Annotated in this window: 27 protein-coding genes and 1 riboswitch; of the genes, 10 read left to right on the top strand and 17 right to left on the bottom strand. The window is 35.3% G+C overall.

Annotated features, from left to right (window positions below):
• The first annotated feature begins 271 nt into the window (after window positions 1–271).
• Entirely contained in the window at window positions 272–1,045 is a 774-nt protein-coding gene (locus tag COO03_RS06520; RefSeq protein WP_097896120.1) for a divergent polysaccharide deacetylase family protein, read from the top strand.
• 29 nt (window positions 1,046–1,074) lie between these two features.
• Here the strand turns inward: COO03_RS06520 and cbpA are convergent, their stop codons facing one another.
• From cbpA to COO03_RS26905, 3 genes are all read right to left on the bottom strand, one after another.
• Complete coding sequence (gene cbpA / locus COO03_RS06515) at window positions 1,075–1,698, bottom strand: cyclic di-AMP binding protein CbpA (protein ID WP_097896118.1); 624 nt, start codon at window positions 1,696–1,698, stop codon at window positions 1,075–1,077.
• A gap of 119 nt (window positions 1,699–1,817) precedes the next feature.
• Window positions 1,818–2,447: a class II aldolase/adducin family protein gene (locus COO03_RS06510; RefSeq protein ID WP_097896116.1), complete on the bottom strand. Its 630-nt coding sequence runs from the start codon at window positions 2,445–2,447 to the stop codon at window positions 1,818–1,820.
• Between the two features lie 807 nt (window positions 2,448–3,254).
• Complete coding sequence (locus COO03_RS26905) at window positions 3,255–3,407, bottom strand: hypothetical protein (RefSeq protein WP_170958205.1); 153 nt, start codon at window positions 3,405–3,407, stop codon at window positions 3,255–3,257.
• Between the two features lie 173 nt (window positions 3,408–3,580).
• Between COO03_RS26905 and COO03_RS06500 the strand changes: the two genes are divergently transcribed.
• Entirely contained in the window at window positions 3,581–3,916 is a 336-nt protein-coding gene (locus COO03_RS06500; RefSeq protein WP_141523340.1) for a DUF3905 domain-containing protein, read from the top strand.
• Between the two features lie 37 nt (window positions 3,917–3,953).
• On the opposite strand, the gene COO03_RS06495 is transcribed toward COO03_RS06500, so the two are convergent.
• The 5 genes from COO03_RS06495 to phaR form a co-directional block, all read right to left on the bottom strand.
• Window positions 3,954–5,303 (bottom strand): TrkH family potassium uptake protein, encoded by a 1,350-nt coding sequence (locus tag COO03_RS06495; RefSeq protein WP_097896115.1) that lies wholly within the window; start codon window positions 5,301–5,303, stop codon window positions 3,954–3,956.
• 24 nt (window positions 5,304–5,327) lie between these two features.
• Window positions 5,328–6,521 carry an NAD(P)/FAD-dependent oxidoreductase gene (locus COO03_RS06490; RefSeq protein WP_097896113.1) on the bottom strand — a complete coding sequence of 398 codons (1,194 nt, stop codon included), beginning with the start codon at window positions 6,519–6,521 and terminating at the stop codon, window positions 5,328–5,330.
• Between the two features lie 138 nt (window positions 6,522–6,659).
• Entirely contained in the window at window positions 6,660–7,745 is a 1,086-nt protein-coding gene (gene phaC, locus COO03_RS06485) for a class III poly(R)-hydroxyalkanoic acid synthase subunit PhaC (protein ID WP_097896111.1), read from the bottom strand.
• Window positions 7,746–7,828: 83 nt separating this feature from the next.
• Window positions 7,829–8,572 (bottom strand): acetoacetyl-CoA reductase, encoded by a 744-nt coding sequence (locus tag COO03_RS06480; RefSeq protein WP_097896110.1) that lies wholly within the window; start codon window positions 8,570–8,572, stop codon window positions 7,829–7,831.
• A gap of 157 nt (window positions 8,573–8,729) precedes the next feature.
• Complete coding sequence (phaR, locus tag COO03_RS06475; RefSeq protein WP_097896108.1) at window positions 8,730–9,212, bottom strand: polyhydroxyalkanoic acid synthase subunit PhaR; 483 nt, start codon at window positions 9,210–9,212, stop codon at window positions 8,730–8,732.
• A 198-nt stretch (window positions 9,213–9,410) separates the two neighbouring features.
• Between phaR and phaQ the strand changes: the two genes are divergently transcribed.
• The 7 genes from phaQ (at window position 9,411) to COO03_RS06440 (ending at window position 14,961) form a co-directional block, all read left to right on the top strand.
• Window positions 9,411–9,863 (top strand): poly-beta-hydroxybutyrate-responsive repressor, encoded by a 453-nt coding sequence (gene phaQ / locus COO03_RS06470; RefSeq protein ID WP_097896107.1) that lies wholly within the window; start codon window positions 9,411–9,413, stop codon window positions 9,861–9,863.
• A gap of 42 nt (window positions 9,864–9,905) precedes the next feature.
• Complete coding sequence (gene phaP / locus COO03_RS06465) at window positions 9,906–10,430, top strand: polyhydroxyalkanoic acid inclusion protein PhaP (protein WP_097896105.1); 525 nt, start codon at window positions 9,906–9,908, stop codon at window positions 10,428–10,430.
• 101 nt (window positions 10,431–10,531) lie between these two features.
• Entirely contained in the window at window positions 10,532–10,975 is a 444-nt protein-coding gene (locus COO03_RS06460; RefSeq protein ID WP_097896103.1) for a MaoC family dehydratase, read from the top strand.
• Between the two features lie 158 nt (window positions 10,976–11,133).
• Window positions 11,134–11,319 carry an alpha/beta-type small acid-soluble spore protein gene (locus tag COO03_RS06455; RefSeq protein WP_097896101.1) on the top strand — a complete coding sequence of 62 codons (186 nt, stop codon included), beginning with the start codon at window positions 11,134–11,136 and terminating at the stop codon, window positions 11,317–11,319.
• 116 nt (window positions 11,320–11,435) lie between these two features.
• Complete coding sequence (locus COO03_RS06450) at window positions 11,436–12,755, top strand: TrkH family potassium uptake protein (RefSeq protein WP_097896099.1); 1,320 nt, start codon at window positions 11,436–11,438, stop codon at window positions 12,753–12,755.
• Between the two features lie 38 nt (window positions 12,756–12,793).
• A riboswitch (yybP-ykoY riboswitch) is annotated at window positions 12,794–12,960 on the top strand.
• Between the two features lie 86 nt (window positions 12,961–13,046).
• Window positions 13,047–13,844 (top strand): TerC family protein, encoded by a 798-nt coding sequence (locus COO03_RS06445; protein ID WP_097896097.1) that lies wholly within the window; start codon window positions 13,047–13,049, stop codon window positions 13,842–13,844.
• 265 nt (window positions 13,845–14,109) lie between these two features.
• On the top strand, window positions 14,110–14,961 hold the full coding sequence (locus COO03_RS06440) for a formate/nitrite transporter family protein (protein ID WP_097896095.1): 852 nt from the start codon (window positions 14,110–14,112) through the stop codon (window positions 14,959–14,961).
• A 34-nt stretch (window positions 14,962–14,995) separates the two neighbouring features.
• Here COO03_RS06440 and COO03_RS06435 read toward each other — a convergent pair whose 3' ends face one another.
• The 9 genes from COO03_RS06435 to COO03_RS06395 all read right to left on the bottom strand — a co-directional run bounded on the left by COO03_RS06435 (window position 14,996) and on the right by COO03_RS06395 (window position 23,247).
• Complete coding sequence (locus tag COO03_RS06435; RefSeq protein WP_097896093.1) at window positions 14,996–15,307, bottom strand: cyclic-phosphate processing receiver domain-containing protein; 312 nt, start codon at window positions 15,305–15,307, stop codon at window positions 14,996–14,998.
• A 14-nt stretch (window positions 15,308–15,321) separates the two neighbouring features.
• Window positions 15,322–16,044 (bottom strand): prepilin peptidase, encoded by a 723-nt coding sequence (locus COO03_RS06430; RefSeq protein ID WP_097896091.1) that lies wholly within the window; start codon window positions 16,042–16,044, stop codon window positions 15,322–15,324.
• Between the two features lie 112 nt (window positions 16,045–16,156).
• The gene (locus COO03_RS06425) at window positions 16,157–16,867 is read right to left on the bottom strand and encodes a LutC/YkgG family protein (protein ID WP_097896089.1); all 711 of its coding nucleotides are present in this window, start codon (window positions 16,865–16,867) and stop codon (window positions 16,157–16,159) included.
• Window positions 16,867–18,288 carry a LutB/LldF family L-lactate oxidation iron-sulfur protein gene (locus tag COO03_RS06420; RefSeq protein WP_097896087.1) on the bottom strand — a complete coding sequence of 474 codons (1,422 nt, stop codon included), beginning with the start codon at window positions 18,286–18,288 and terminating at the stop codon, window positions 16,867–16,869. The genes COO03_RS06425 and COO03_RS06420 overlap by 1 nt, the downstream gene beginning before the upstream one ends.
• 16 nt (window positions 18,289–18,304) lie before the next feature.
• Window positions 18,305–19,024: a (Fe-S)-binding protein gene (locus COO03_RS06415; RefSeq protein ID WP_097896085.1), complete on the bottom strand. Its 720-nt coding sequence runs from the start codon at window positions 19,022–19,024 to the stop codon at window positions 18,305–18,307.
• Between the two features lie 170 nt (window positions 19,025–19,194).
• Complete coding sequence (locus tag COO03_RS06410) at window positions 19,195–19,884, bottom strand: FadR/GntR family transcriptional regulator (protein WP_255257286.1); 690 nt, start codon at window positions 19,882–19,884, stop codon at window positions 19,195–19,197.
• A gap of 339 nt (window positions 19,885–20,223) precedes the next feature.
• Window positions 20,224–21,606, bottom strand: a complete 1,383-nt coding sequence (locus tag COO03_RS06405) for a sensor histidine kinase (protein WP_097896081.1) — start codon at window positions 21,604–21,606, stop codon at window positions 20,224–20,226.
• A 1-nt stretch (window position 21,607) separates the two neighbouring features.
• On the bottom strand, window positions 21,608–22,279 hold the full coding sequence (locus COO03_RS06400; protein ID WP_097896078.1) for a response regulator transcription factor: 672 nt from the start codon (window positions 22,277–22,279) through the stop codon (window positions 21,608–21,610).
• Entirely contained in the window at window positions 22,276–23,247 is a 972-nt protein-coding gene (locus COO03_RS06395) for a YncE family protein (protein WP_097896076.1), read from the bottom strand. The genes COO03_RS06400 and COO03_RS06395 overlap by 4 nt, the downstream gene beginning before the upstream one ends.
• A 136-nt stretch (window positions 23,248–23,383) precedes the next feature.
• On the opposite strand from COO03_RS06395, the gene COO03_RS06390 reads away from it, so the two are divergent.
• Complete coding sequence (locus COO03_RS06390; RefSeq protein ID WP_097896073.1) at window positions 23,384–24,499, top strand: CdaR family transcriptional regulator; 1,116 nt, start codon at window positions 23,384–23,386, stop codon at window positions 24,497–24,499.
• Window positions 24,500–24,861 lie beyond the last annotated feature (362 nt).

Here is a 24,861-nt window from a genome sequence, read left to right as displayed (position 1 = left end):
ATATAAATCCATTTTAATTTTTCGACATCTAAATCCCTGCTATGCAGAATAAAAAAAAACCTACACTCGTTTGCTCTTTCTGTTTTTACTTCGCATGTGGCAGAAAAAGGCCCTGACCGTTTCTATGCATGAATAGATGCTCTCTCCCATCTAAAAAGAGGGGGTTTATGTCGTTTTTTTTAATTGATATATATAGTTCGTTCTCCCCTGGTTAAATTAGAAAAGATACAACTATATCATTCATCTTGTGAATCAGAAAGGAACATATTATATGCGTAAACCGATCATTACATTCCTACTATTTATTTTAGTACCTATTCTCATTTCCCCTGTTCAAGCAAGCGCTCATACAAATAAAGTTGCCATTATAATTGATGATTTCGGAAACAATATGAAGGGAACTGAAAAAATGTTATCCCTTCCTATACCACTTACAATTGCTGTTATGCCGTTCCTGCCATCTACTAAACAAGACGCAATAGCTGCACACAAAAAAGGCCATGAAGTTATTATTCACATGCCTATGGAACCAATTAAGGGAAAAAAGGAATGGCTCGGTCCGAAGGCAATTACAACTGATTTAAGTGATGATGAAATTAAAAATCGAATTGAACAGGCCATTCAGGAAGTACCGCATGCAATTGGTATGAACAATCACATGGGATCGAAAGTAACAGCCGACGAAAGAATTATGCGAATCATACTGTCTGTATGTAAAAAGCATGGTCTATTTTATTTAGATAGTAAAACAAATCCAAAAAGCGTAGTACCAAAAATCGGAAAAGAATTAGGTGTTCCTATTGTAGAAAACCAATTATTCTTTGATGACGTTTATACATCATCCCACATTACAAAACAGGCACAGTTACTTCTACAAAAAATTAAAGAAAAGCCCGTTGTAGTAGCTATTGGTCATGTTGGTCCTCCTGGAGAAATCACTTCTCGCGTCATTGAATCGTCTATCCCGAGAGTACGTGAACATGCCGACTTTATTTTTCTATCTGATCTTGCCCTGTCACCACCTCCCGTCTCTAAACAAAAATAGAGAGCAGCCACATGGCTGCTCTCTATTTTCTAAATATAGTCTACATGACTCACCCGAAATCCTTTTCTCTCTATTTTTGCAGTTAATTGCTTTAATGCTTTTTCATTTAGGTCATCTGTTATATTTACAATAACACGACGAATATATTGATCACCATTATCTAATGTTAATAATCCACCAATATGATACGATTTTAAAAGTGTACCAAGTTCTTTAATCGTTCCCTTACAATCTTGTGTTGCAATAGTTAATATATATCCTCCGGTTCGCATGCCAAATGAATCTTCAATAACATCAAATATGTTAGAATGCGTTAAAATACCAACAAATTCATTGTATTCATTCAAAACAGCTAGAAACGGAAGACATCTAATTACATAAAAAGCTCGAAAAAAAGAATCTTTTTCAAAAATAAATGCAGATTGATCTTCCCATATATCTTTCACACGTATATCTTCTAATCCACCATTACATTTCTGTTCTAAAATATCCACTTTATAAATAATCCCTTTAAATTGCTTTTCATCTTCTGCTAATACAGGAATTGCTCTATATCCCTTTTCATTCATGAGCTTTAACGCCTGTTCCCCCGAATCATCACTTTTACAAAAAATCACCTGTTGTTTCGGCAGAAAATGATATTTAACTCGCAAAATACGTTCCTCCCCACATGACGACATGTAATCTATATATAATAAGGAGACCCATATTTTATGAGTGAAATTATTATTAAAACGCTTTCATTTAGTGATTCATAAATAGTGTATATTTTTTACATAACCGAACTCTTTGCTCCTTTAATCATCAATAATTTCACATGATAATTCATTAAATACTCTAGACCTTCTAACCATTTTTTCGTCTCCTCCGGTGTTTTCCCCCAGACAATCATTCCATGATTATAAACAAGCACTGCGCCCCCACCTTCAGTAAAATTTGGAACGTTACTCTCTAATAAATCGGCAAACTTCTGTTCATTTTCTACAATTGGGATTGTAATCCCTTCTATGCCTTCTTTTCCAAAAACACGCCCTACACTACTCTTTTCAAACGTAACTTCTCCTTCTTCTCCATATAACTCTAACAGTAAGTGACTATCTACTGTCTGAACTTGTAAAATGCAGTCTGCACTACTTTTTTTGTAAATATCTGCATGCATAAACGATTCAATAGCCGGCTTTTCATCATTTGCAAATACAGGCTCGCACATGCTATTTACTACAATAAAATCTTCTTCAGCAAATAACCCTTTGTCCCTTCCCTCTATATTTACTAAAAACGTTAATGGTTCTTTCGATGTACACATAGATAAACTAATTTTTGTACCATAAAACCAATCACGAAGTGCCAATTCCATTTTTATATCTCTTAATTCTTTCCACTTCTTTAGAAAAAATAACATTTCGTCACCCCCGTAATAATATCGATATAATAAACGAATCATTTCTATGTAAAAGAGTTTATTTTTTGATTATTCTAAAAATTTAATTGAATTATCACATGAGAATGTCTTTTTGTCAATATGATTTCTCCATCTCCTAAAAAACAGGAAAATATGACATAAAGTGAAACTTTAATCAGTGGGTTTTACGGGCTTTTTATCTTCTGCCTAACTTCTTTTCTTTTACCGAATTTTAAGGTGGGAGTATTCCAGCCCGCAAATAGCGGGATAAAGTAACGCTTTAATTAGTAAGACCCTTCACAGCCTACTAATTATGAACCCTCACCAATCGAACTTTATGTACAGTTTCTCTCCCACCTAGCTGCTTTTACTTTCACTACAATGTGAAATAGCTGGATAAACAAAAAAGCCTTTTTTCATAGGGCTTTTTTGTTCATCATTTGAAGTATCTCACTTTTTTCTTGTTCATTAATAACTCGAAGTTTTTGTAGTATGCTCGCGTACAATATGAGTTTATTATATATACGTTCCGACACTTCCTCCCCCTCTTTCCTCAGGTCAACTTTTTTTCTATTGGTAAATTATATGAACAAGTTAGGAAAATGTGTCCATTTTTTGTATAAATACAAATCTTTTTCTATTCGTTTTGTATTCCTATGCATATAATAAAGGAAAACTCTAAAGTATAATTCTCATATTTAACTCATCGTCCAGCGAATGTTGTTTTTTTACAATTACTTCTAATTATTTTACTTTTTTCAATTCAACACTTGAGACTCCCAAAAATGAGACGTTTGTAAAAACGCCTCATTTTTTCTTACCTTTTTTCGAATTACGATTTGCATATTTCGCTGGGTTTTCATTTTCATACTCTAGTGCAAATTCTGCATCCGGTAGACTTTCCTTTGGAGTTTTATTATGATTGATTGCCGCGCGCTGTTTTACTTTTCGCTTTACCATCTTATTCACCTTCCCTAACTGTAATAACATCTGACTTTCTATCATAGTTTAAGAAAACATTCAAAAATTATTGCTGGGAAGTGTTAACAAGTACAGAACAAAGTCCAGATGGGAATACTACATGCGAACCAACTATTTACATTTCTCATTATACGGAAGAAGGAACGATTACATTGAAGAAAAAACAAAAGATTCATTCACCTATTTTAGATGAAACACTGCCACATCAAATGAATTTCCCGTCCTTTAAAGGAACAGGAAAACAAATGCAGCAGCCTTTTATTAATCCATATAATGTTGTAATTGGGGACAGTAAATATAATTCCCCAAACAGTCCACTTAACAATTGGAGTGATGATATTGATCCTGCCATTATGGCTGGAAAAGAATGGATTCATCCAACAAATGATATCGGATGGATTGCAGAAGAAAATCAAGAATTGCTAAAAAATAAAACAGAACAAGCAGAAGACACATTTATGCATCCCCAATTTGGAATTAACGATTAAAAAGCCATTCTACCTTCACAGGTAGAATGGCTTCATGTTATCCAATAATAATTCTCTCTTTCGGATATTTATAGCGAGGAGGTTGTTCTCTTCCACCACTAGCTAAAATAAATGTTAAAATCCCGACACGCCCAATAAACATAAGAACGATTAATACGAGTTTACCAGCAGTTGTTAGATCTGGGGTGATACCGGTTGATAATCCAGTCGTTCCAAAAGCTGAGCACACTTCAACAACTAAATTCATAAGCGGTACATTTTCTGTAATAGATAAAATCAATAACGCAGAAGCACATAATAAAAACCCCATTGTCATAACAACGGATGCTTTTAAAATATCCTCTTCATGCAATTGCCGTTTAAAGACACGAACTGTTCTTCCACCTTTTGCAAATGAATATAAAGAAAGAATATTAACAGCAAATGTTGTTGTACGTATCCCTCCTCCAACTGAACTTGGAGAAGCACCGATAAACATTAAAATGCTCATAAATAGAAGCGTCGGTTGGGACAAGTCTTGTATATCCATTGTGGCCAACCCACCACTTCTCGTTGTCACAGATTGAAACAATGCATAAAATAACGTTTCATGCCATGACTTTCCATCTAAAAATTGATTTCGCTCTAATAAAAAAATTACAATTGTGCCAACAATAATAAGCGAGAAAAATGTCGTTGCTGTCAATTTTGTAAATAACGAAAATCGAAATAGTTGATGTTTTTTCTTACTTACATACTGTTTTACTTCCATTAATACCGGGAATCCAATTGCTCCTAAGATAATGAGTAGCATATGAATGATTTGTACAATATAGTCTTTTTGGTACGGAATAAGCGATTGACCTGTTAAATCAAAGCCACCGTTTGTTGTCGCACTAACAGAAGCAAAAAAACCATGAAAATAAGCTTCTTTCCACGTTGGGAAATAATGTAAAAATCTTGTTCCTAACAGCAGCGCCCCAACGATTTCTATTGAAATAATTACAATTAAAATAGACCGCATCAAATCAACAAGCCCAGATAAATTTCCTTGGTTATGGTCGGCCATAATTAATCGTCTTCCCTGCAAACCAATTTTTTTACCCGTTATCATCCAAACAAATGTACCAAGTGCCATAATTCCTAAACCACCAAATTGTAAAACAAGCGCTAAAACAATAATCCCCGCTGTACTAAACGTATCAGGAATAGACACAACCGAAAGTCCTGTAACACTTACAGCACTAACAGATGTAAATAAAGCATCTATAAATGTCCACTTTACACCCGGTTTAATAACAAATGGTAAACTTAATAAGATTACCGAAACAATTACTGCTATAAAGTAAAATAAAACGATAAGCTGCACCGGGCGTAATTTTTGTAATAACTTCTTTATCTCTCTCATCCCATCACTTCGCTACCTTTTTTTCTATCGATTAAATAAAGAAAAGTCACTGATTTCTTTATTTGTAAATAATTTCCGAAATAACTTTGCAAATACCATTCCGTATACAGTTCCATTTCCCCCATACGGTAATGCATAATATAAATTAGGTATCTTTTCATCTTCTTTTAAAATAGGAAGTCCATCATGACTTCCACCAAACGCAGCAGCCCAATAATAGTCAGCTCTTACATTTTTCATATTTGGAAACATTTCTTGTATAATTTTAGTAAGTAAATTTCGTTTATACAACAACTTCGTATCACCAATCTTCTGAAGCTTCATCGTTTCATCCAGTCCACCTACAATAATGCGATTCTTATATGTACGAAAATACAAATAAGGCCGGGCCGTTTCCCAAATTAAAGACTGGTCGTACCATCCATCAAAATGCTCTTGCTCATTTGTCACAATTGCATAGGAAGTCCCTATTGTTGTGTTTCTTTCTTTTTTTCCAAAGAGCGCTTCGTATCCTGTAGCCATAATAACTGATTTCGCTACAATTTTCTTACCTGTTTTTGTGTAACAAATTAAATCTTTTTGCGCAGGCTTAATGTGCATAGCCTCTGTATTTTCAAAAATAGTAGCCCCAAGTTGCTTCGCTTTATGTATGAGACCATGAGTTAACATATATGGATTCACTTCTGCATCCCCGTGGGTGCATAGTGCCGCTGGCTTTGTAAATGAATATCGATTTCTAATATCAGCTTCCATTAAATACTCAACAGGAAATCCGTAATGGCGTAATGTGCGATATTCTTCCTGCAAAAATGAAATATCTTCACTTTGACTTGCATAATATAAACTTTTTCTTGGAATAAAATTAGGATCAATATCTAGCATTGGAACAATACGTTCTAGTGTCTGCAGGGCCTCATAACAAAGCTGATAAGCACGTACACCTTTTTCTTCACCAAATGTATGAATTAGTGAAGTCAATGATTTATCATGAACGAATTGTAGTAACCCTGTATTAGCAGCTGTGCTTCCATTTGCAATTTTCCCTTTACCAATTAGTGTAACACTCATCCCTATCTTCGTTAACAAATACGCAATATGAGCGCCAGCTTCTCGGCTTCCAATAATAAGCACATCACATATCATATCATTTTCTAATAGTGGATAACAAGGCATACAAGCTCCTTGATTCCAAAACAAATTCCCAAATGTTAGTTTCATAACTATACTCCTAAGATGAAATTTCCTCCTTTTATTTTTCGTTATTTCTCAAAAAAAAATCCAGCTAGCACTCGTTAGCTGGATTTTTTATTTCACTTAGCACAATAACAAAATTACCTTTTCCTATCGTGTTTCATCTTAATTAGAACGTTCTTCAAGCCAATCCCCAACTGTTGGATATGTTTGTTTTACAGCTGTTCCACCGTATACAACTGACATATGTCCCGTTGGCAAGCACACATATTGTTTATCTGTACTAGAAATATGCTCAAGTAATGCTTCTACTTGACAGGGCAAGGCAATATGATCACGTTTTGCTGAAATATTTAATACATTTGCCTTAATATTTTCGAGTTTAACTTTTTGTCCTCGAATTATAAGCTCACCTTTGACTAGTTTATTATTTTGATAAAAGTCGCGAATCCATTGTCGATATGATTCGCCTGGGAACGGGATACCATCTCCGACCCATTTTTGAATGAGTTTCCAACTTTCTACAAAGCGCTCATTTTCTGAGCGATCAAGTAAAGCAACATACGGACCAACAAAATTTGTAATTGGTTTTAGCATTTTATTTCCAAAATCAATCATTTCCGGTGGTATATTACCAAACGTATCAACTGCTTTGTCTAAGTTAAAATACTTTTCATCTAATAATGGACCATATAATCCTGTCTCAGAAAAATCAAACGGACTTGTCATAAAAATCAAATTACGAATTGGCATATGCGGGTGAAGTGCTGCATAAATGGATGTTAGTGTTCCTCCCATGCAGTAACCAAGTAAAGAAATCTCGTCCGATTTTGCAGTTCTCATTACCTTTTTAACTGCTTTTGCAATATAATCGAACACGAAATCATCAAATTTTAAATGACTATCTTCTAAACCAAATGTTCCCCAATCAAGCATATACACATCAAAACCACGATCTACTAAGTATTCCACCAAACTATTTCCTGGTGTTAAGTCCATAATATATGGTTTATTGATTAACGCATAAATCAATAAAATTGGAACTCCGTGTGTTTTTTCTTGTTTTGGAATGTAACGATAAAGCTTCGTTTTATTTTTAGTCCAAATAACCTCTTTTGGCGTTAAACCAACTTGTGGTTCTGGTTCACGTAGTAGAACTTGACTCGCTCTTTTAAAACGACGATATGCTTTTCGATATTCTTCTGGGTATAATTCCAATTGTTTTTCCCATTCTGTTACGAATGTAGTCATTTTTCTATCTCCTTTTTGATTGATTTCCTTCTTCAAGAAAGAAGTGCACTCCTGCTATGGATATGCACTTTCTTCTTACTTCATTACATATATAATCCGCCGTTAATATTTAGTTGCTGCCCTGTGATATACGCTCCATCACGGCACAGATATACAACACCTTTTGCAATTTCATCTGCTTGTCCGAAACGTTTCTTTGGAATCTTAGAAACGATTTTTTGACGAACATCTTCCGGTACTTCTGCTACCATTTCTGTATCAATAAATCCTGGGCAAATTGCATTTACTGTTACATTCGTTCTCGCAAGCTCTAATGCTAATGATTTTGTAAACCCTAGCATACCTGCTTTTGCTGCTGAATAGTTTGTTTGGCCGAACCCACCAGCTTGCCCAATAATAGAGGAAATGCTAATAATTCTTCCTTCTTCAGATTCTGTTATGTAAGGAAGTGCTGCACTTGTTGTATTAAACACACTACTTAAATTCACATCGATTACGCGGTCCCAATCTTCTCGATTTAACTTTTTGAATGTACGATCTCTTGTAATACCAGCATTATTGACAAGAATATCAACCTTACCAAAATGATTCACAGCTTCATCTACAAGGCGTTTTGCATCCTCTAGTTTCGACACATCTGCTTGAACTGCATACACATCATGTCCTTTTGTTCCTAATTCATTTACTAGATTTTCAGCTGCTTCTTTACTGCTATTGTAGTTAATAACAACTTTTGCGCCTTCTTTTGCTAACGCTTCTGTAATCGCTTTTCCAATCCCTTTTGCTCCGCCTGTTACGATTGCTACTTTACCATTTAATTGAACCATTTCTTTTCCCCCTTATTCATTTGTGAACGATAATTAATGAATCAATTTGGCACTCGTATAACGAAGTCCCATATATAATATGTTTTCGCCGTTTATGCTGTCTTAAAAAGAGATTCTTTCTCCCCTTTTTGAAACATCTAAACAAAGCGCTTCTTTATTACTTTTTATTTTCCGGTTTCACCGGTGCTTTTACTTCTTCTTTTGCAGGCTCTTGCAATTTTGCTAATACTTCATTTTGCTTTTCAAGCAGTTCTAAAATCTTGTCCATTTTATTTTCTAATGTTCGCATATCTTGTTTCACTTTAATTACATCGCGTTTTAGCGTAGGAGGTTGTTCTAAAGAATCTGCTTTCTCTTCCAAAAACTCTTCGATGTTGTCAACTTTATTTTCTAAGTTAATAACAAGCGTAGCTACTCTTGCAATATCTTCTTGAGTTGGCATGTTCACTTTTTCTAAATAGCCCTTTGTTGCATCATTTAACATCTTCTGATAAAACAAGTTCAAATCTAGAACGCTTCCCATCCAAGCAGAATACTCTTCTGTTTTGATTGTTTCATTGAGCGCTTTTCCCCAAAATGTTTCGGTCTGTTCATACACTTCTTTCCATGTTTGTAGTGGATCAAACTTTTGATCAATCACTTCTCCTACACTCCTTTATTCGTATTTGAAACAATTCAACCTATTCACTATTTTCCAATATTCTGAAAAAAAGTTCAAGTCTGTATTTTATTTTTTTCTATATTCTAACAAATGTATTGACTTTAAAAACAGATAAGTGTAAATTGCACTTATAAGCAAAAAATTCCATCTAACTGATTCATGAGGTGATGCACAATCATGCTACAGAATGAACCAGAACAACAAGAAAGTTTGGAAAAAAGCCAAGCGAAACAACCAAACTCCATGCCAAAAAACTTCTTAGTTCCCTTCTTACTTCTCTGTCTAAAAGACTGGAGTCTTCACGGTTACAAACTGATTCAAATGCTAATGGACATCGGCTTTTCTTCTGTTGACCAAGGCAATGTTTATCGTACCTTGCGCAAATTAGAAAAAGAAAACCTTATTTCTTCTACTTGGGATACAAGTGAAGGAGGGCCAGCAAAACGAATTTATTCTTTAACAGAATATGGAGAGCAGTATTTAGCAACATGCGCGACCTCTTTTGAACATTATCAAAATATGCTGCGGACATTTTTTACGTTATACACCAACGCTTTCTTTCCATTTTCTACTTCTCCAGAAAAGGATGAAAAAAACTCTTCATCTTCACCTGGTGGTACAGCAGAATAATCTGCGTTCACAATATGTAAAAAAACATTTGGAGGTCAAACCATGGAAACTAAACCATACGAACTTGTCGATGCATTTTGGAAAAATTGGTCACATTCTCTTTCCCTTTTCTCTTCAGCAGGGAAACAATTAGAGCAACTTACTTTAGAAACATTAAAACAACAACAAGATGCTTTGCATAAATTAACAGCAGGAGTTGACGAACTTGAAAAAGAACTACAACAATTCACTGCTCAATTGAACAGCCAATATACAGAATACGTAAAACAATTTACAGGTAACTCCTTAAACGATCAAATTAATGAATGGCAAGACAAATGGGATGAACTTTCCAATCATATCCATCAGCTTACCGTCTCTCCTACAAAAACATCTTTGTCTATCCTTACTCAAACAAGTGGTCAATTTGAAGAAACAACAAAACAATTTATCGAACAGCAACAACTTCAACGTGACGAGGTGCAAAAACAACTAGAAGGTTTTTTGGAAGAGTTCAAATCCACACAACTGGAACTCGTAAAAAAGTTCGAGGAAAATTCAAAAAATCTATTCACTTCCATCAAGTAAGAAAAATGTGGAAGCTTACTCCCGAACAAACGAAACTCTTTCTTCCTCCCATTACATCAAGATGGCTTACATTTTTCAACATGGAAAAAAAGGAGGAAAACATGAATCCATTTCAAGAAGCACAAGCTGTTAAGGAGCTTCATTACGATGAGATTCAAGTTGGTGATCAAGCATCGCTAACAAAAACAATTACGAATGAAGATATCATCAATTTTGCAAAACTAACTGGAGATGTAAATCCTATTCATATTCTAGATTCTTTTGCAAAAACAACAATATTCAAAGAACGTATTGCACATGGTATGCTTGTTTCAAGTTTTATTTCTACCATTCTTGGAACAAAATTACCCGGAAAAAACACAATTTATTTATCGCAAAATGTTTCATTTCGTGCACCTGTAAAAATCGGCGATACATTGCGTGTAGTCGTAGAGGTTATCCAAAAACGTGATGATAAAAAAATTATTACGTTGCAAACAAATATATATAATCAATTAAATAACATAGTTGTTGAAGGAACAGCAACTATACTAAAAAAAGAGTAGCTAATTTGCTACTCTTTTTTTATATCCAAGAAGTTCTAATCCCTCCGATTACTTCCGTGTATGAGTAGACCTATAACACACACAATAACAGTACCAGTTTATACAGCAAATGATTCAAAACAAAATAAACTGGATTTTAAATAAGGATGTGTCTAACAATGGCAAGAACAAATAAATTACTCGTTCCTGGTGTCGAGCAAGCACTTGAACAATTTAAATATGAAATCGCACAAGAATTTGGTGTAAGTTTAGGATCTAATACAGCATCTCGTTCTAATGGATCTGTTGGTGGCGAAGTAACAAAACGTCTTGTTTCTTTAGCTCAACAACAATTACGTGGATAATCTTATAAACAATGGCTTCTGGGGGCAGATACAATCTGTCCCCTTTCCTTTTCAACATACATTGCAATCCTTTTTCACATACTACAAAAAGCAAACCGAAAGGAAAGATGTACGATATGAAACGGATTAACATCGGAATGAGTCCACCACGTGTACTCACTTTATCTTTTATTACGCTATCCATTATCGGAACATGCCTATTAAAACTTCCCATCGCTACTACAGCTTCTATTTCTTGGCTAGATGCCTTATTTACAACCGTTTCTGCATTTACAGTTACGGGACTCGGTGTTGTTGATACTGGAAAAATATTCACCTTGTTTGGCCAACTTGTCATTTTAACACTCATACAAGTTGGCGGTCTTGGCATTATGAGCTTCGCTATATTAATCGCGATTATGCTCGGGAGAAAAATCGGTCTCCAAAATCGGATTTTACTACAACAAGCATTAAACCAGACGAACATCGGGGGCGTTATCCGCCTTGCGAAATCATTATTTCTATTTTCTTTTACTGTTGAATGTTTCGCTACCCTTCTTCTTGCTTTTGAATGGATTCCAAAATACGGTGTTTCTCATGGACTATATTATAGTTTCTTCCATGCCATTTCGGCATTTAACAACGCAGGTTTTTCTCTTTGGACTGATAATTTAATGTCTCACTCACATAGCATCCTCGTCAATATAGTCATTTCTTCTCTCATCATTTTAGGAGGAATAGGTTTCACAGTCATAGTAGATGTAAAACGAAAAAAAAATTTTAAAAACCTTACCTTACACTCTAAGCTTATGCTCTCTTCTACCCTTATTGTAAATATAGGTGCTACGATTTTAATTTTGATATTTGAATTTGATAACCCTATTTCTATGAAAGGCTTTACACCATTTGAAGAAGGAATGGCTGCTTATTTTCAAGCTATTTCTACACGTACAGCTGGTTTTAATACCGTTGACATAGCGCAATTATCAAAACCTTCTCTTTTATTAATGATGCTCCTCATGTTCATTGGGGCTGGCAGTGCTTCGACAGGTGGAGGTATTAAATTAACAACTTTTTTAATTATGTTATTAGGCGTAGTAAAATTTTTGCGAGAGCAAGATGATATTGTCATTTTCAAAAAATCCATTAAAGATGCCCTTATCGTCAAGGCATTGACAATTACAGTCATTTCAATCTTATTTATCTTCTTTTCCATTTTAATTTTAAGTATTACAGAACAAGTCCCTCTATTAATGAGTGCATTTGAAGTGTTTTCAGCATTTGGAACCGTTGGCCTAAGCATGGGGCTTACTCCGCATTTAACAATAATCGGAAAAATAATCATTGTATTTATGATGTTTTTTGGGAAAATGGGTCCGTTAACGTTAGCATTTTCTTTTGCTCGTAAAAAACAAAGAAAAATAAAATATCCAAATGAAGATATTTTAACGGGTTGACAACCATTTTTATTATCTATATAATAAAAATACAATAACATATCTCCAAAGGGGAGTAGCGTCCAAGAATTTATTCTTGGAAACAAAGTCGTCATTACGTAGAACTTAGTTCTTCCGGCTTTGTTGGCATTTTTATTACATATGTCTAGCAAGACCTTTGCCTATCAACGGCAGAGGTCTTTTTTGCATTCTTTTCCAATTCCTTCCACCGCCGATAGGCAGGAGTATGAGAAAACAAAACAGTGGAGAAACTTCTTCACTTGTTTAAACACAAATGAGAGGAGAATGTACATGGATGTATCATTATTACTACAGTATGGTTGGGTATTACTTATTTTAATTGCACTAGAGGGGATTCTAGCAGCGGATAACGCACTTGTCCTTGCAATCATGGTTAAACATTTACCAGAAGAAAAACGAAAAAAAGCATTATTTTATGGATTAGCAGGAGCTTTTATTTTCCGATTTGGATCATTGTTTATGATTTCTTTCTTAGTCGACGTATGGCAAGTGCAAGCAATAGGGGCAATTTACCTCATGTTTATCGCTGGTAACCATTTATTTAAAACATACGTCAAAAAGAATGCACATGAAGAAACAGAAGAAAAAGAAACAAAGAAAAAACAAGAAAATTTTTGGTGGACTGTATTCAAAGTGGAAGTTGCTGATATCGCCTTCGCAGTGGACTCTATTTTAGCGGCTGTCGCATTAGCAATGACTTTACCTAAAACAGGTTTAGGTACAATTGGTAGCCTCGATACAGGGCAATTCCTTGTTATTTTTGTAGGTGGTCTAATTGGTTTAATCATTATGCGATTTGCTGCATCCGCTTTCGTACAATTATTAAAACGCAAGCCAGGTTTAGAAACAGCCGCTTTCTTAATCGTTGGTTGGGTTGGTGTAAAACTAGCGGTTTATACATTAGCACACCCAGCCCTAGGCGTAATTCCACACGGATTCCCAGAATCTGCTCCATGGAAAATTACATTCTGGCTTGTATTAATCGGAATTGCAATGGGTGGTTGGTTCTTATCTAAAGATACAGAAAATCAAAAAGCACAAAAGAATTTCGATGAAAAAGCGCTGTAACAACAGCGCTTTTTTCTGTATCTTACTATTTAATAATCTTCCTGTTCAAAAACAAAAAACTTAAAATTTCACACACTTTTATGAAACCCTCTTCTCTGAATTTGGAAATACATGACATTATATCACTATTTGTTAGCGCTTTCACGATTAAGGTATGTCCTTTTTGTGAAAAATCGCACAAACTTATTGAAACTACAAACAAATACGTGTACCTTATTCATATAAAAAGGATTTACAGACACTGTACTAAAGGAGCGTATAATTTATGCTAGAACAAGGAGTAGCTTACGTTGTACAACTTGCGCAGAAGAAAAAACAAATGCTGGATACAAATCCGATGCAATATTTCCTTCGCGCTGCACTAGCTGGCATCTATATTGGTTTTGTTATTGTACTATGCTTTAAATTAGGTAATTTTTTTAACGTAGCGAATTCACCAGGAACATACTTAGCTGAATCCATGTTTTTTGGAATTGCCCTCGTATTAATTATATATGGTGGTGCTGAGTTGTTCACAGGAAATACAATGTATTTTACAGTCGCGACTCTTAGAAAAGAAACAACAATTGTCGATACACTTCGCAATTGGATTGCTTGTTATGCAGGTAACTTAGCAGGTGCACTATTTTTTGCATTGCTATTCTATGCAGCTGGTATTTTCGGAGCAATTGATCATAAACATTTGCTAAATACAGTCGTTGCAGGAAAAATGGCGACACCTACAATACAATTATTTTTCAAAGCTATTTTATGTAACTGGCTCGTGTGTCTTGCCTGTTTCCTTCCTTCTCAAGTAAAAGGCGATACAGCAAAAATAATTGTTATAATGCTCCTTGTTTTTACTTTCTTCTTATCTGGTTATGAACATAGCATTGCAAACTTATCATTATTTGCATTATCTTTATTGTCACCACATCCTGATACAGTTACTTTTGCTGGTGCTATTCATAATTTAATTCCAGTTACAATCGGTAACATTATTGGCGGGTCTGTATTTGTGGGTATGGTATATCACTATTTAACACAAAAAAGCCCGGAATCTAAAGCGGCGGAAGATCAATTAGAAACTGTTCCGCAAGAAGAAATCATTCCTTTACAGGCGCATATAAAACAATAACAAAAAATCCCAAGGAACACCTTGGGATTTTTTGTTAACTACCGGTACACTTCACAACAATATTAGATTGAATCTCACCTTTCTCTTTGCCCTTCTTTATTCTATTTAGCATATGATGCATACCAATTACATCATTTGTGTGCAAATGAACTTCTCTTACATATAAACCTTCCGTACAAAAAACTTCTAGAAATTCCAAACCATTTTTCTGACGCCATCCCATATTAAAATCAAGTGACAAAATATCTACATCATTGTTTCGGACAAAATCCAAAGCCGTTTCTACAGTTGTCGCCAAGGTGTATCCGAACGGACTAGTTCTTTGGTCATCCATATATACATTCATTCTCTACCTCTCCTTTATTCCCAATATACCATCATCAAATAGCATATTGTTCCGAGTGCGATAAAAGGTCCAAAGGGGAGCGGTTCCCTTGCATTCATACGCTTTAGTAACATACATATTCCAAAAAAGCAAAGACTTAAGCAAGAAGCTAAACAAAGCGTCATCAAAATCCCTTTCGTTCCTATTATAAATCCAAGTAACGAAAGCAATTTTACATCTCCTCCTCCAAGCCCATTTGGATATATGAGCCGAATAAGATATAACACAAGCAATATAATTCCCCCGCCAATTAAACCATCCGTCCAAGGAACTAGTGGAATAAAAATACGTTCTACAATAAATAAACAAGCAAAACAGAATAAAATGACATTTGGAATTATCATATAAAAAAGATCTGTCACTGTAATAATAATGAGCAACGAAACTAACGTCCATACTACAATTAGCTCTTTATCCATACCAATGACACATGCTGAAATCAAAAATAGACTTCCCGTTATCAACTCAAACAATATATAAGTACAGGGTATTTTCATTTTACAATACGTACAACACCCCTTTTGTATGCAAAATGAAATAATTGGAATAAGTTCTCTAGGCTTTAGTGTATGATGACAATAATGGCAATAGGAACGAGGCGTAATAATAGATTCTCCTTTTGGAATTCTTATAGCCACAACCATATAAAAAGAACCGAGCACCGCTCCTATTAAAAATGCATATACATAAAGTAACATATCATCATCCCCTTTCTCCAAAAATATAACAAAAAGAGGATACGACTTCTAATCACTGTTATCTTTATTCTACTAAAAAAGCAGACCATTTTCTGGTCTGCTTTTCCTCATTTTATACTACAAAATAAAATGCTTTTAATGGTCCATGTACACCGACAACAAGATTCATTTCAATATCAGCTGAGTTACTTGGGCCTGTTATAAAGTTAATACAAGATGCAACTTCTTCCCCATTCTCTACACGTGAATTCATATCCTGAACCGCTTGTGTAATACGAGGTACAATTGTTTCACGAGGAATAATAGCAACATACACAGTAGGTAGGAAGTGTAGAGAACGCCCTTGGCCTTTATGACTCTGTACAACAATCGTACCGGATTCTGCTAACGTATAATCACTAAATGCAATCCCAATATTCGCTTTTTCAGCTAAGCGAACATTTTCTTCTTTTTTTTCTGAGTTCCAAATGTTCACTTCAACATTTTGACTTGGAAGTTCTTCCGTAAATAACGATGTCAAACCGTACGCTTCAAAACGCTTGTCTTCCGATAATAGAATAGGTCCGCCGCCATTTTCAGTAATTACTTTTTGAATCGTTGCACTTAAATCATTCTTTGTCGTTTCAATGACAGTCGTATGAATGTTTGTACATTGCTTTTTAAACACTTCTAGCAATTCTTCTTCTGAATAATCTTTTAACGTTTCTACATTTATATTATTTTTCCATACCGGGCGCTTTACACCTTCTGTTCTCTGCTCACGTCCAAGCTCTTTCGCAATATTTTCTAGAAAGGAATCACGGTTTTGAATTGTCCCTGTCATCAGTTATTCCCGCCTTTCTTATGATCTTTATACCAATCACGGAATCTTTCTTTACTTGGGGCTGGGAACTCACGAATATCCGTCCAATTTTTCAGTGGTCCTACACCTTTCGATACACGATTACCAGATGTAAATGGACTCATTGCGGCTGGAGCCATTTTAGAACCCATTTTATATAAAGCTGCTGAAGAAGCACCCATACTAAACATCTTCATTGCTAGTTTTTCTGCAAGTGGTGCACGTCCTTCTTTCTCAACAATGACCTGACGATGTTTTAGTAACAAGTCATGCAATGGAATTTTTACTGGACATGCTTCTGTACATGCCCCGCACAGACTAGATGCATATGGAAGTTCTTTATAATCATCATAACCACCTAAAAGTGGTGTTAACACAGCTCCAATTGGTCCTGGGTAAATTGATCCGTAAGAATGTCCACCAACATGACGATATACAGGACACACATTAATACATGCTGCACAACGAATACATTGTAAAACTTGACGGAATTCTGAACCTAAAATTTCAGAACGTCCATTATCTACAACAACTAAATGGAATTCCTCAGGTCCATCTACCTCTTCTTCTTGAATCGGGCCAGCTACTGTTACATAACTCGTTAGTTTTTGACCTACTGCACTACGGCATAGTAAACCAACTAAAACATCAAGTTCTTCCATCGTTGGAACCATACGTTCCATACCCATTACCGCAATTTGTGTTTTTGGAATAGACATAACGAGATCTGCGTTCCCCTCATTTGTTACTAAACAAAGAGAACCAGTATTTGCAACTGCAAAGTTACAGCCTGTTACCCCGATTTCAGCATCCATAAATTTTTTGCGAAGGTGCTTACGAACAAACTTCGTCATTTCATATGGATCATCAGAGTTTTCATATCCTAATTTTTCTTTAAATACATCACGAATTTGCGTTTTATTTTTATGAAGTGCTGGTGCAACAATGTGAGATGGTGGATCATTATCCACTTGTAAAATATATTCTCCTAAGTCACTCTCAACAACTTCGCAACCAATTTCTTCAAGCGCATGATTCATACTAATTTCTTCAGTTACCATCGATTTCGATTTCACAACTTTTTTCGCTTGCTTCTTTTTCGCTACTTCTTGAATATATTGTGCGGCTTCTTCTTTTGTTTTCGCAAAGAAAACATGCCCGCCTCTTTTTGATACATTTTCACTCAGTTGCATCAAATAATAATCTAGATTTTCCAGCGTATGCTGACGAATTTGTTCACCAAGTTCACGCCACTCTTCCCAGTTTCCTAATTCATCTGCTGCTTTTAATCGATTTGTATATAAACGCGTTTGTGCAGAAGATACTGCTCCGCGCATAAACGAATCTTGAATTCCATCGCCAACACGATCATTAAATTTTTTCTCACTGATTTTCATAGACATAGCTTATGTTCCCCCTTTATGAGCGGCTATTCAGTACCTCAGCAATATGCATTACTTTTACTTTTTTACCTAAACGTTCAATACGTCCGCCAATGTTTAACAAACACCCACAGTCAGCACCGATTAAATAATCTGCACCGGTTTCCATCACACTATCAACTTTCTCATCAACCATTTGCTCAGAAATTGGTGTCATCTTAACTGAAAACGTTCCCCCAAAACCACAACAATTTTGTACATTTGGTAGTTCTTTTACAGTTAATCCTTTTACATTTGATAGTAAAATCCCTGGCGCTTCTGTTACTCCAAGCATGCGTGTCATGTGACAAGATTTATGAACAGTTGCTGTTCCTTCTAAGCTAGCTCCAACATCTGTAACTTTTAACACATCTACAATAAATTGTGTTAATTCATATGTTTTATCTGCTACTTTTTGCGCACGTGCTGCCCATTTTGGATCATCTTTAAAAACGTGTGGATACTCGTGAAACATTGTCGCACAAGAACCAGATGGCGTAACGATGTATTCCGCATTTTCAAAAGTTTCAATCATGTGTTTCATCGCTTCTTTTGCTGCTTCTACATGGCCGCTATTATAAGCTGGTTGACCACAGCAAACCTGCGCTTCTGGAAATTCGATTTCACAACCTAAACGCTCCAACACTTCAACTGTTGCTTTACCGACGTTTGTTTCAAACATATCGACTAAGCAAGTAACAAACAAAGTAACTTTCATAATTATAATTCCCCCTCATTACAACTTCGCCAATATTCATATGGTCATCAGATGACTAAGAAAAGAAGAAGCAAGGCATCCAATTCCGCCTGATTCTTCCCTTTTCTAAAGAAAACGCTTCCTCAATCTTTCTCTATTTTATCAGAAAACTGAATTTTCGAAAGACTAAATCACGAATTTATATCTCTTCTACCTGTGACAATATGTTCTACATTTGTTAAATGATTTAGCATTGCTTGCTGTGCAGACTCTATATCTTGCTTCAATACCGCATCATAAATAGCTTGATGCTCTTCTAAAAGTCGTTCTGCTGTCGTTTGTTCACCATATAAAATAATGCGTCTTGACTCACCAATTGTTTCAGCAATCATCTCTGAAACATGATTCATAAGTTCAAGTAAGATGTTATTATGTGAAGATTCTGCAATCCCCATATGAAAATGAAAATCTGCTTTTTCACCAGCTTTTTCATCTCCCATGCCTTTTGCCATTTCATCTAACCAACGCTTCATATTTTGTAAATTACCTTCCGTACGCTTCGCTGCAGCTGCTCGAACTGCCCCCACTTCAAGCACTTTTCGCACTTCCAATAAATTTAAAATATCTTCCTTCTTTATTAACAATGTATGATTTAACGATTTTGTCAATGCTGAAGAATCAAAGCTCTTCACATATGTCCCTTCTCCTTGTTTCATTTCAATTAAGCCCATTGCTCGCAAAGCACTCAGCGCTTCACGAACTGCAGATCTGCCAACTTGAAACTGCTCAGCTAATTGATGAACAGGAAGAAGTTTGTCACCAGGTTTTAATGTACCATTTTTTATCATTGTTAAAATGGCTTCAGATACCTCTTCGTAAATTTTTTTCGGTTTAATAGATTTGTATTCCAGTTAAATCACCTCAGTATCATCCAAACAACAGTTAAAACGATTTATAAAAACATAGCATCCATACCTATTTTAGAACGAATTGGTAAGAAGTACAAATGTTTTGTTCATAAAACCGTCAATTTTTTGTTATATCGTGGAGATTAATGGATATTATCTCCATTAACAATTGATTTATAATTTTTCTCCCTACATCCTCCTTGCTTATCCCATAATGATTTCCCTTATAAGAAAAAGCATATTCTAGACTAGAACATGCTTTCTTCTTCATTCATCCCAGTTGGTGAGGGATGCCCTGCACTAACTAAAGTTTCACTCTATCTGTAATTGTATGATAACCGTTGTCCCTTTTCCTTTTTCACTTTCAATTCGCCATTCTCCATCATGAATATGCACAATTTGTTTTACAATCGCAAGCCCTAGACCAGTTCCTCCATGCTGACGACTTCTTGCTTTATCTACTCGGTAGAACCTTTCACCAAGCTGTTCAAAATGTTCCGGATCAATTCCAATTCCCGTATCCTGTATTCTCAATTCACAATACGTATCTTTTGTCTCTAGTTTTATTACAATATGCCCATCTTGATTTGTATAACGTATCGCATTATCTAACAAGTTATGAAGTACTTGCTGCATTCGATCCTCATCAATCATTACAATAATATCTGGATCGAGATCCATTGAAATATGCAGTTGTTTTTCTGTACATTTCAATTCATACGTTTCCAATACGTCTTCAATAAGCTGAGCAAACACAATCGGTTGTTTTTTTAATGGAAAATGATCTCCTTCTAGCTGTGCTAAGTCTAATAAATCATGTACAAGCCGCTGCATACGCCCCGCTTCTTTATGAATGAGCTGCGTAAATTTCGATTGTTGTTGTCCCTTTGCCACACCATCTAAGATTGCTTCGCTATACCCCTTAATATAACTAAGCGGTGTCCGAAGTTCATGCGAAACATTCGCTAAAAATTCCTTGCGTTTTGCATCTTCGGCCTCCAATGAAGTTGCCATTTTATTAAATGCTTTTCCTAAACGACCAATTTCATCCTCAGATGAAATTGTAATACGCTCAGAAAAATCTCCCGTTGCCATATGATTTGCCACTCGTTCCATTTGTGAGAGCGGCTTTGTAATTGCAATAATAATTTTTCGGCCAATCCATATTGTAAGTATCATCATGCAAAGAGCCAATGGTGCTAAAATAAGTCCCATATCAAATATTAAATCTTTAATACTCTTTAGCGGAATATACGAGTATACAATCCCAACTAACTTTTTTTCTTCTAAAACAGGAATGACCACGCCCATAATCTTGCGCTGAAAGTGTTCTTCAAATCCTACCTTTGTAACTGTCTTCCCATCTAACAATGCCTGCCTATCATTTTCACTAATGAGAGAATGATAATGTACATCAAAAGGTAAACATGCACTTAAATCACGTGGATTACTCACGAAAAGTACATCTGCACTCGCAATACGATCAAACGCCTTCACTTTTTCCTCGAATGCTGAGACACCTTCTTGTTTGTCATATTGTGATACGAGTCTTTTTCCTTCCATTACTAATGAATCTTCAATATTTTGAACATATAACTTTTCATATGAATATAAAGACACGAAATAAAGAAAAGAAACTGTTACACATACTGCACATACTACTGTAAGCCAAAGCTTTTGTACCATCGTAAACATATTACACCTCAAATTTATAGCCTACACCCCAAACGGTTTGAATGTAGTTTCCACTTTCTCCAAGCTTTAAGCGCATCGTTTTCACATGTGTATCTACCGTTCTTGTACTTCCTGCGTAATCATATCCCCATACTTTTTCAAGCAATTGCTCCCGGCTAAACACTTGTCCATGATGCTGGCAAAGAAAGTATAGTAAATCAAACTCTTTTACCGTAAGAGAAATTGTCTCACCGTTCGTCTCAATCCGTCTGCTTTTTTCATTAATTAGAATGGGACCAAACTGAAGCTCCTCTTGTTGTTCTTGCTTTGTATATCGCCTTAATACAGCTTCCATACGAGCAATGAGTTCTCCTGGACTAAACGGCTTCACAATATAATCGTCTGCCCCCATTCGTAAACCATTCACGCGGTTCCATTCTTCACCTTTTGCAGTTAAAAAAATAATGGGAACATCTGATGTTTTCCTAATTTCTTTACAGACTGAAATCCCGTCCATCTCCGGCATCATAATATCCAAAACGACGAAATCATAATGATTTGTCTCTAACTTCTGAAGGGCTTCCTTTCCATTTTCAGCTTCTCCCCATTCATACCCAAAGTTATCTAAATACATGCCGACAAGCTGCCTCATATCACTTTCGTCATCCACAAGTAACACTTTATATTTATTCATTTCCCTCTCCCTTCTCGCTGCACAAGTTGGAATGGTCCCTTTCCAACTGCAATCGTTTGTTTTACTTTCATATCCTGTATATCAATGACATACACTTCATTACTATCATAGCTGGCTACATAACCTTCTTTTCCGCTTTTCAAAAAAGCAAATGGGTTAGATCCGACTTCTATCGCCCCTACTTCTTGATAAGTATGAGCATCAAACTTTCTGAGCATATTTGACCCATGACTTAAGGCGTACACAAATTTTTCATCACCTGCAATACTAACTGGCATAAATGGTGCATGTAAAGAACGTATCATCTCTCCATTACTTAAAGAATATACTAATACTTTCTCATTCACTTGTTTTCCATCACCATGTCCACCAATCCATATTTCCTTACCATCAGCGCTGACCATTGCTCCTGTTGATGCTGGTGGCACCATAAAAGATTGTATAACTTGCTTTTTCTCTAAATCAATTGTAGATAGCTGTGTATCATAAAAGTTTAATACATATAATCGTTTCTCATGCTGCACCATTGTTAACGGACCTTTTCCTACCGAAACACTTCCTAACTCTTTCCCGTTTATCGTAAAGAATCGTACTTTTTGTTCATTCTGATCGGCGAAAAATAATTGTTTTCCATCATTTGATACGACGACATTTGTAATTCCTTTTCCTGTCTTCCATTTTTTCATTTGTTTTCCTTCTGTTAACGAGTATATATATACATATTCTAATTGCTTACCATATACAAGCATGTCTTCTCCATTCGGAAGCATCGCAATTCCTGTAATTGGTTCTTTTAATTCCCATGTTGTTAATGTCTTTTTCGACTTTTTATCAATAAAACTAACGCTACCTTCTTTAATATTTGTCGTTATGAGTATACTTTTATTTTTAGCAATCGGTGTATATGAATTTCCTTGACACCCTGCTAACAGAAACAAAAAACATAGAAGAAAAACGTACTTCTTCAAAAGATTCCCTCCATCTTTAGATGATTTCGTTATAATTGTAAAATAGCAAATATTTGTGAGGAAAGTGTGAAATCTTCCTATCTTAATGAAACTACATATATAATGTACAACAAACAGAAATAGAGGTGTGCAAATTATGCTTTTTCCTGATTTAGCAAATAAAATTGTACGTGAAGTTCGAAGGCTAATTACAGAGAACATCATTATTATTGATATACAAGGGACAATTATTGCAAGTACAGACACTGAACGAATTGGACAATTTCATGAAGGTGCTCTTCGTTGTGCAAAGCAAAAGAAAACAGTCATTATTACAAAGGAAGATGAACAGCATTTACAAGGGGTAAAAGCTGGAATGAATCTTCCGCTTCTGTTCCATGATGAAGTAATCGGTGTGATCGGTATAACGGGAGCACCCGAAAATATTTCACAGTATGGAGAAATATTAAGAAAAATGACCGAATTATTAATTCATGAAAATTATTTTCTAGAACAACTAGAACTTGAGCAACGTTCATATGAAGCATTTGTTTTTGATTGGCTTCAAAGTAATGATTGGTCCCCTAGTTTTCTAGATCGTGCAAAAACACTGGGCATCGATTTATATAAAAAGAAACAACTCATTTTATTTTCCTTTGATCAAGATGACACGATGCTGCAACGTAAAATTTGGCAACATATTCGGAACCTGCTAACGAAGGAGGAACTATTTGTACGCTGGGGAAATGACCGTTTTATTTTATTTACGACAATGGAGTCAAAAACGAAGTCCTTTCAATTTTTAAAACGATTAAAGCAAGATTGTGAAACTTTATTCCCTATTACACTATATATCGGTATTGGGCAAACTGTTATGCCAAGCGAAATGCATATATCCTATGAACAAGCATTACGTGCTCTTTCAGTTGCTTTTGAAACAAAAGGTATTATATTTAATGAAGATTTACGTTTAGAAATGTGTTTACAAGATATTACTGCTGAAACCCGTACAGAATTTCTGAAACGCACGATTTATAACTTATTATCTGCAACTGAACTCATGCAAACGCTACGCTTATTTATTGATCATAATCAATCATATAAACAAACAGCAGAAATATTGCACATTCATATTAATACATTGCATTACAGACTCAACAAAATCGAAGAATATACAGGACTTAACCCAAAACACTTTAAAGATTTAATCGTTTTATATTTCGCCCTCCTCTTATTAGATAATCATACAAAAAAAGATGGAAAAATCAATTAATCTTCAGTCATTCATCCATAGAAAGAAGTCCCCTACTTTTTTATGATTATAATGAAAACACTGTTACAACGCTTTTATCCTTATGTTCTTTCATCGGTATATAATAAGTACAATTTGAAAAACCAACATAAAACCTTTCTTTTTAAGCGGGAGAGAGCATCCAGCTATGCATAGAAGCGGTCAGATCCCTTTCCTGCCCCATGCGAAGTTAAAACAAAGAGAAAAAACGAGTTATTCTTCGGAGTAGCGACTTATATGTTGAAAAATCAAAATGGATTTATATATTCACGGACAATAAAAGCAACTTGAGATGAAGGTTCGTTTTATATCACAAGGTCAAACTCTTATAAATAGGATAACAA

It is taken from the genome of Bacillus sp. AFS098217 (assembly GCF_002551815.1).
In the GTDB taxonomy this organism is placed as follows: domain Bacteria; phylum Bacillota; class Bacilli; order Bacillales; family Bacillaceae_G; genus Bacillus_A.
The sequence above is the reverse complement of the archived record's forward strand: the minus strand, read 5'-3'. Positions and strand labels throughout refer to the sequence as shown.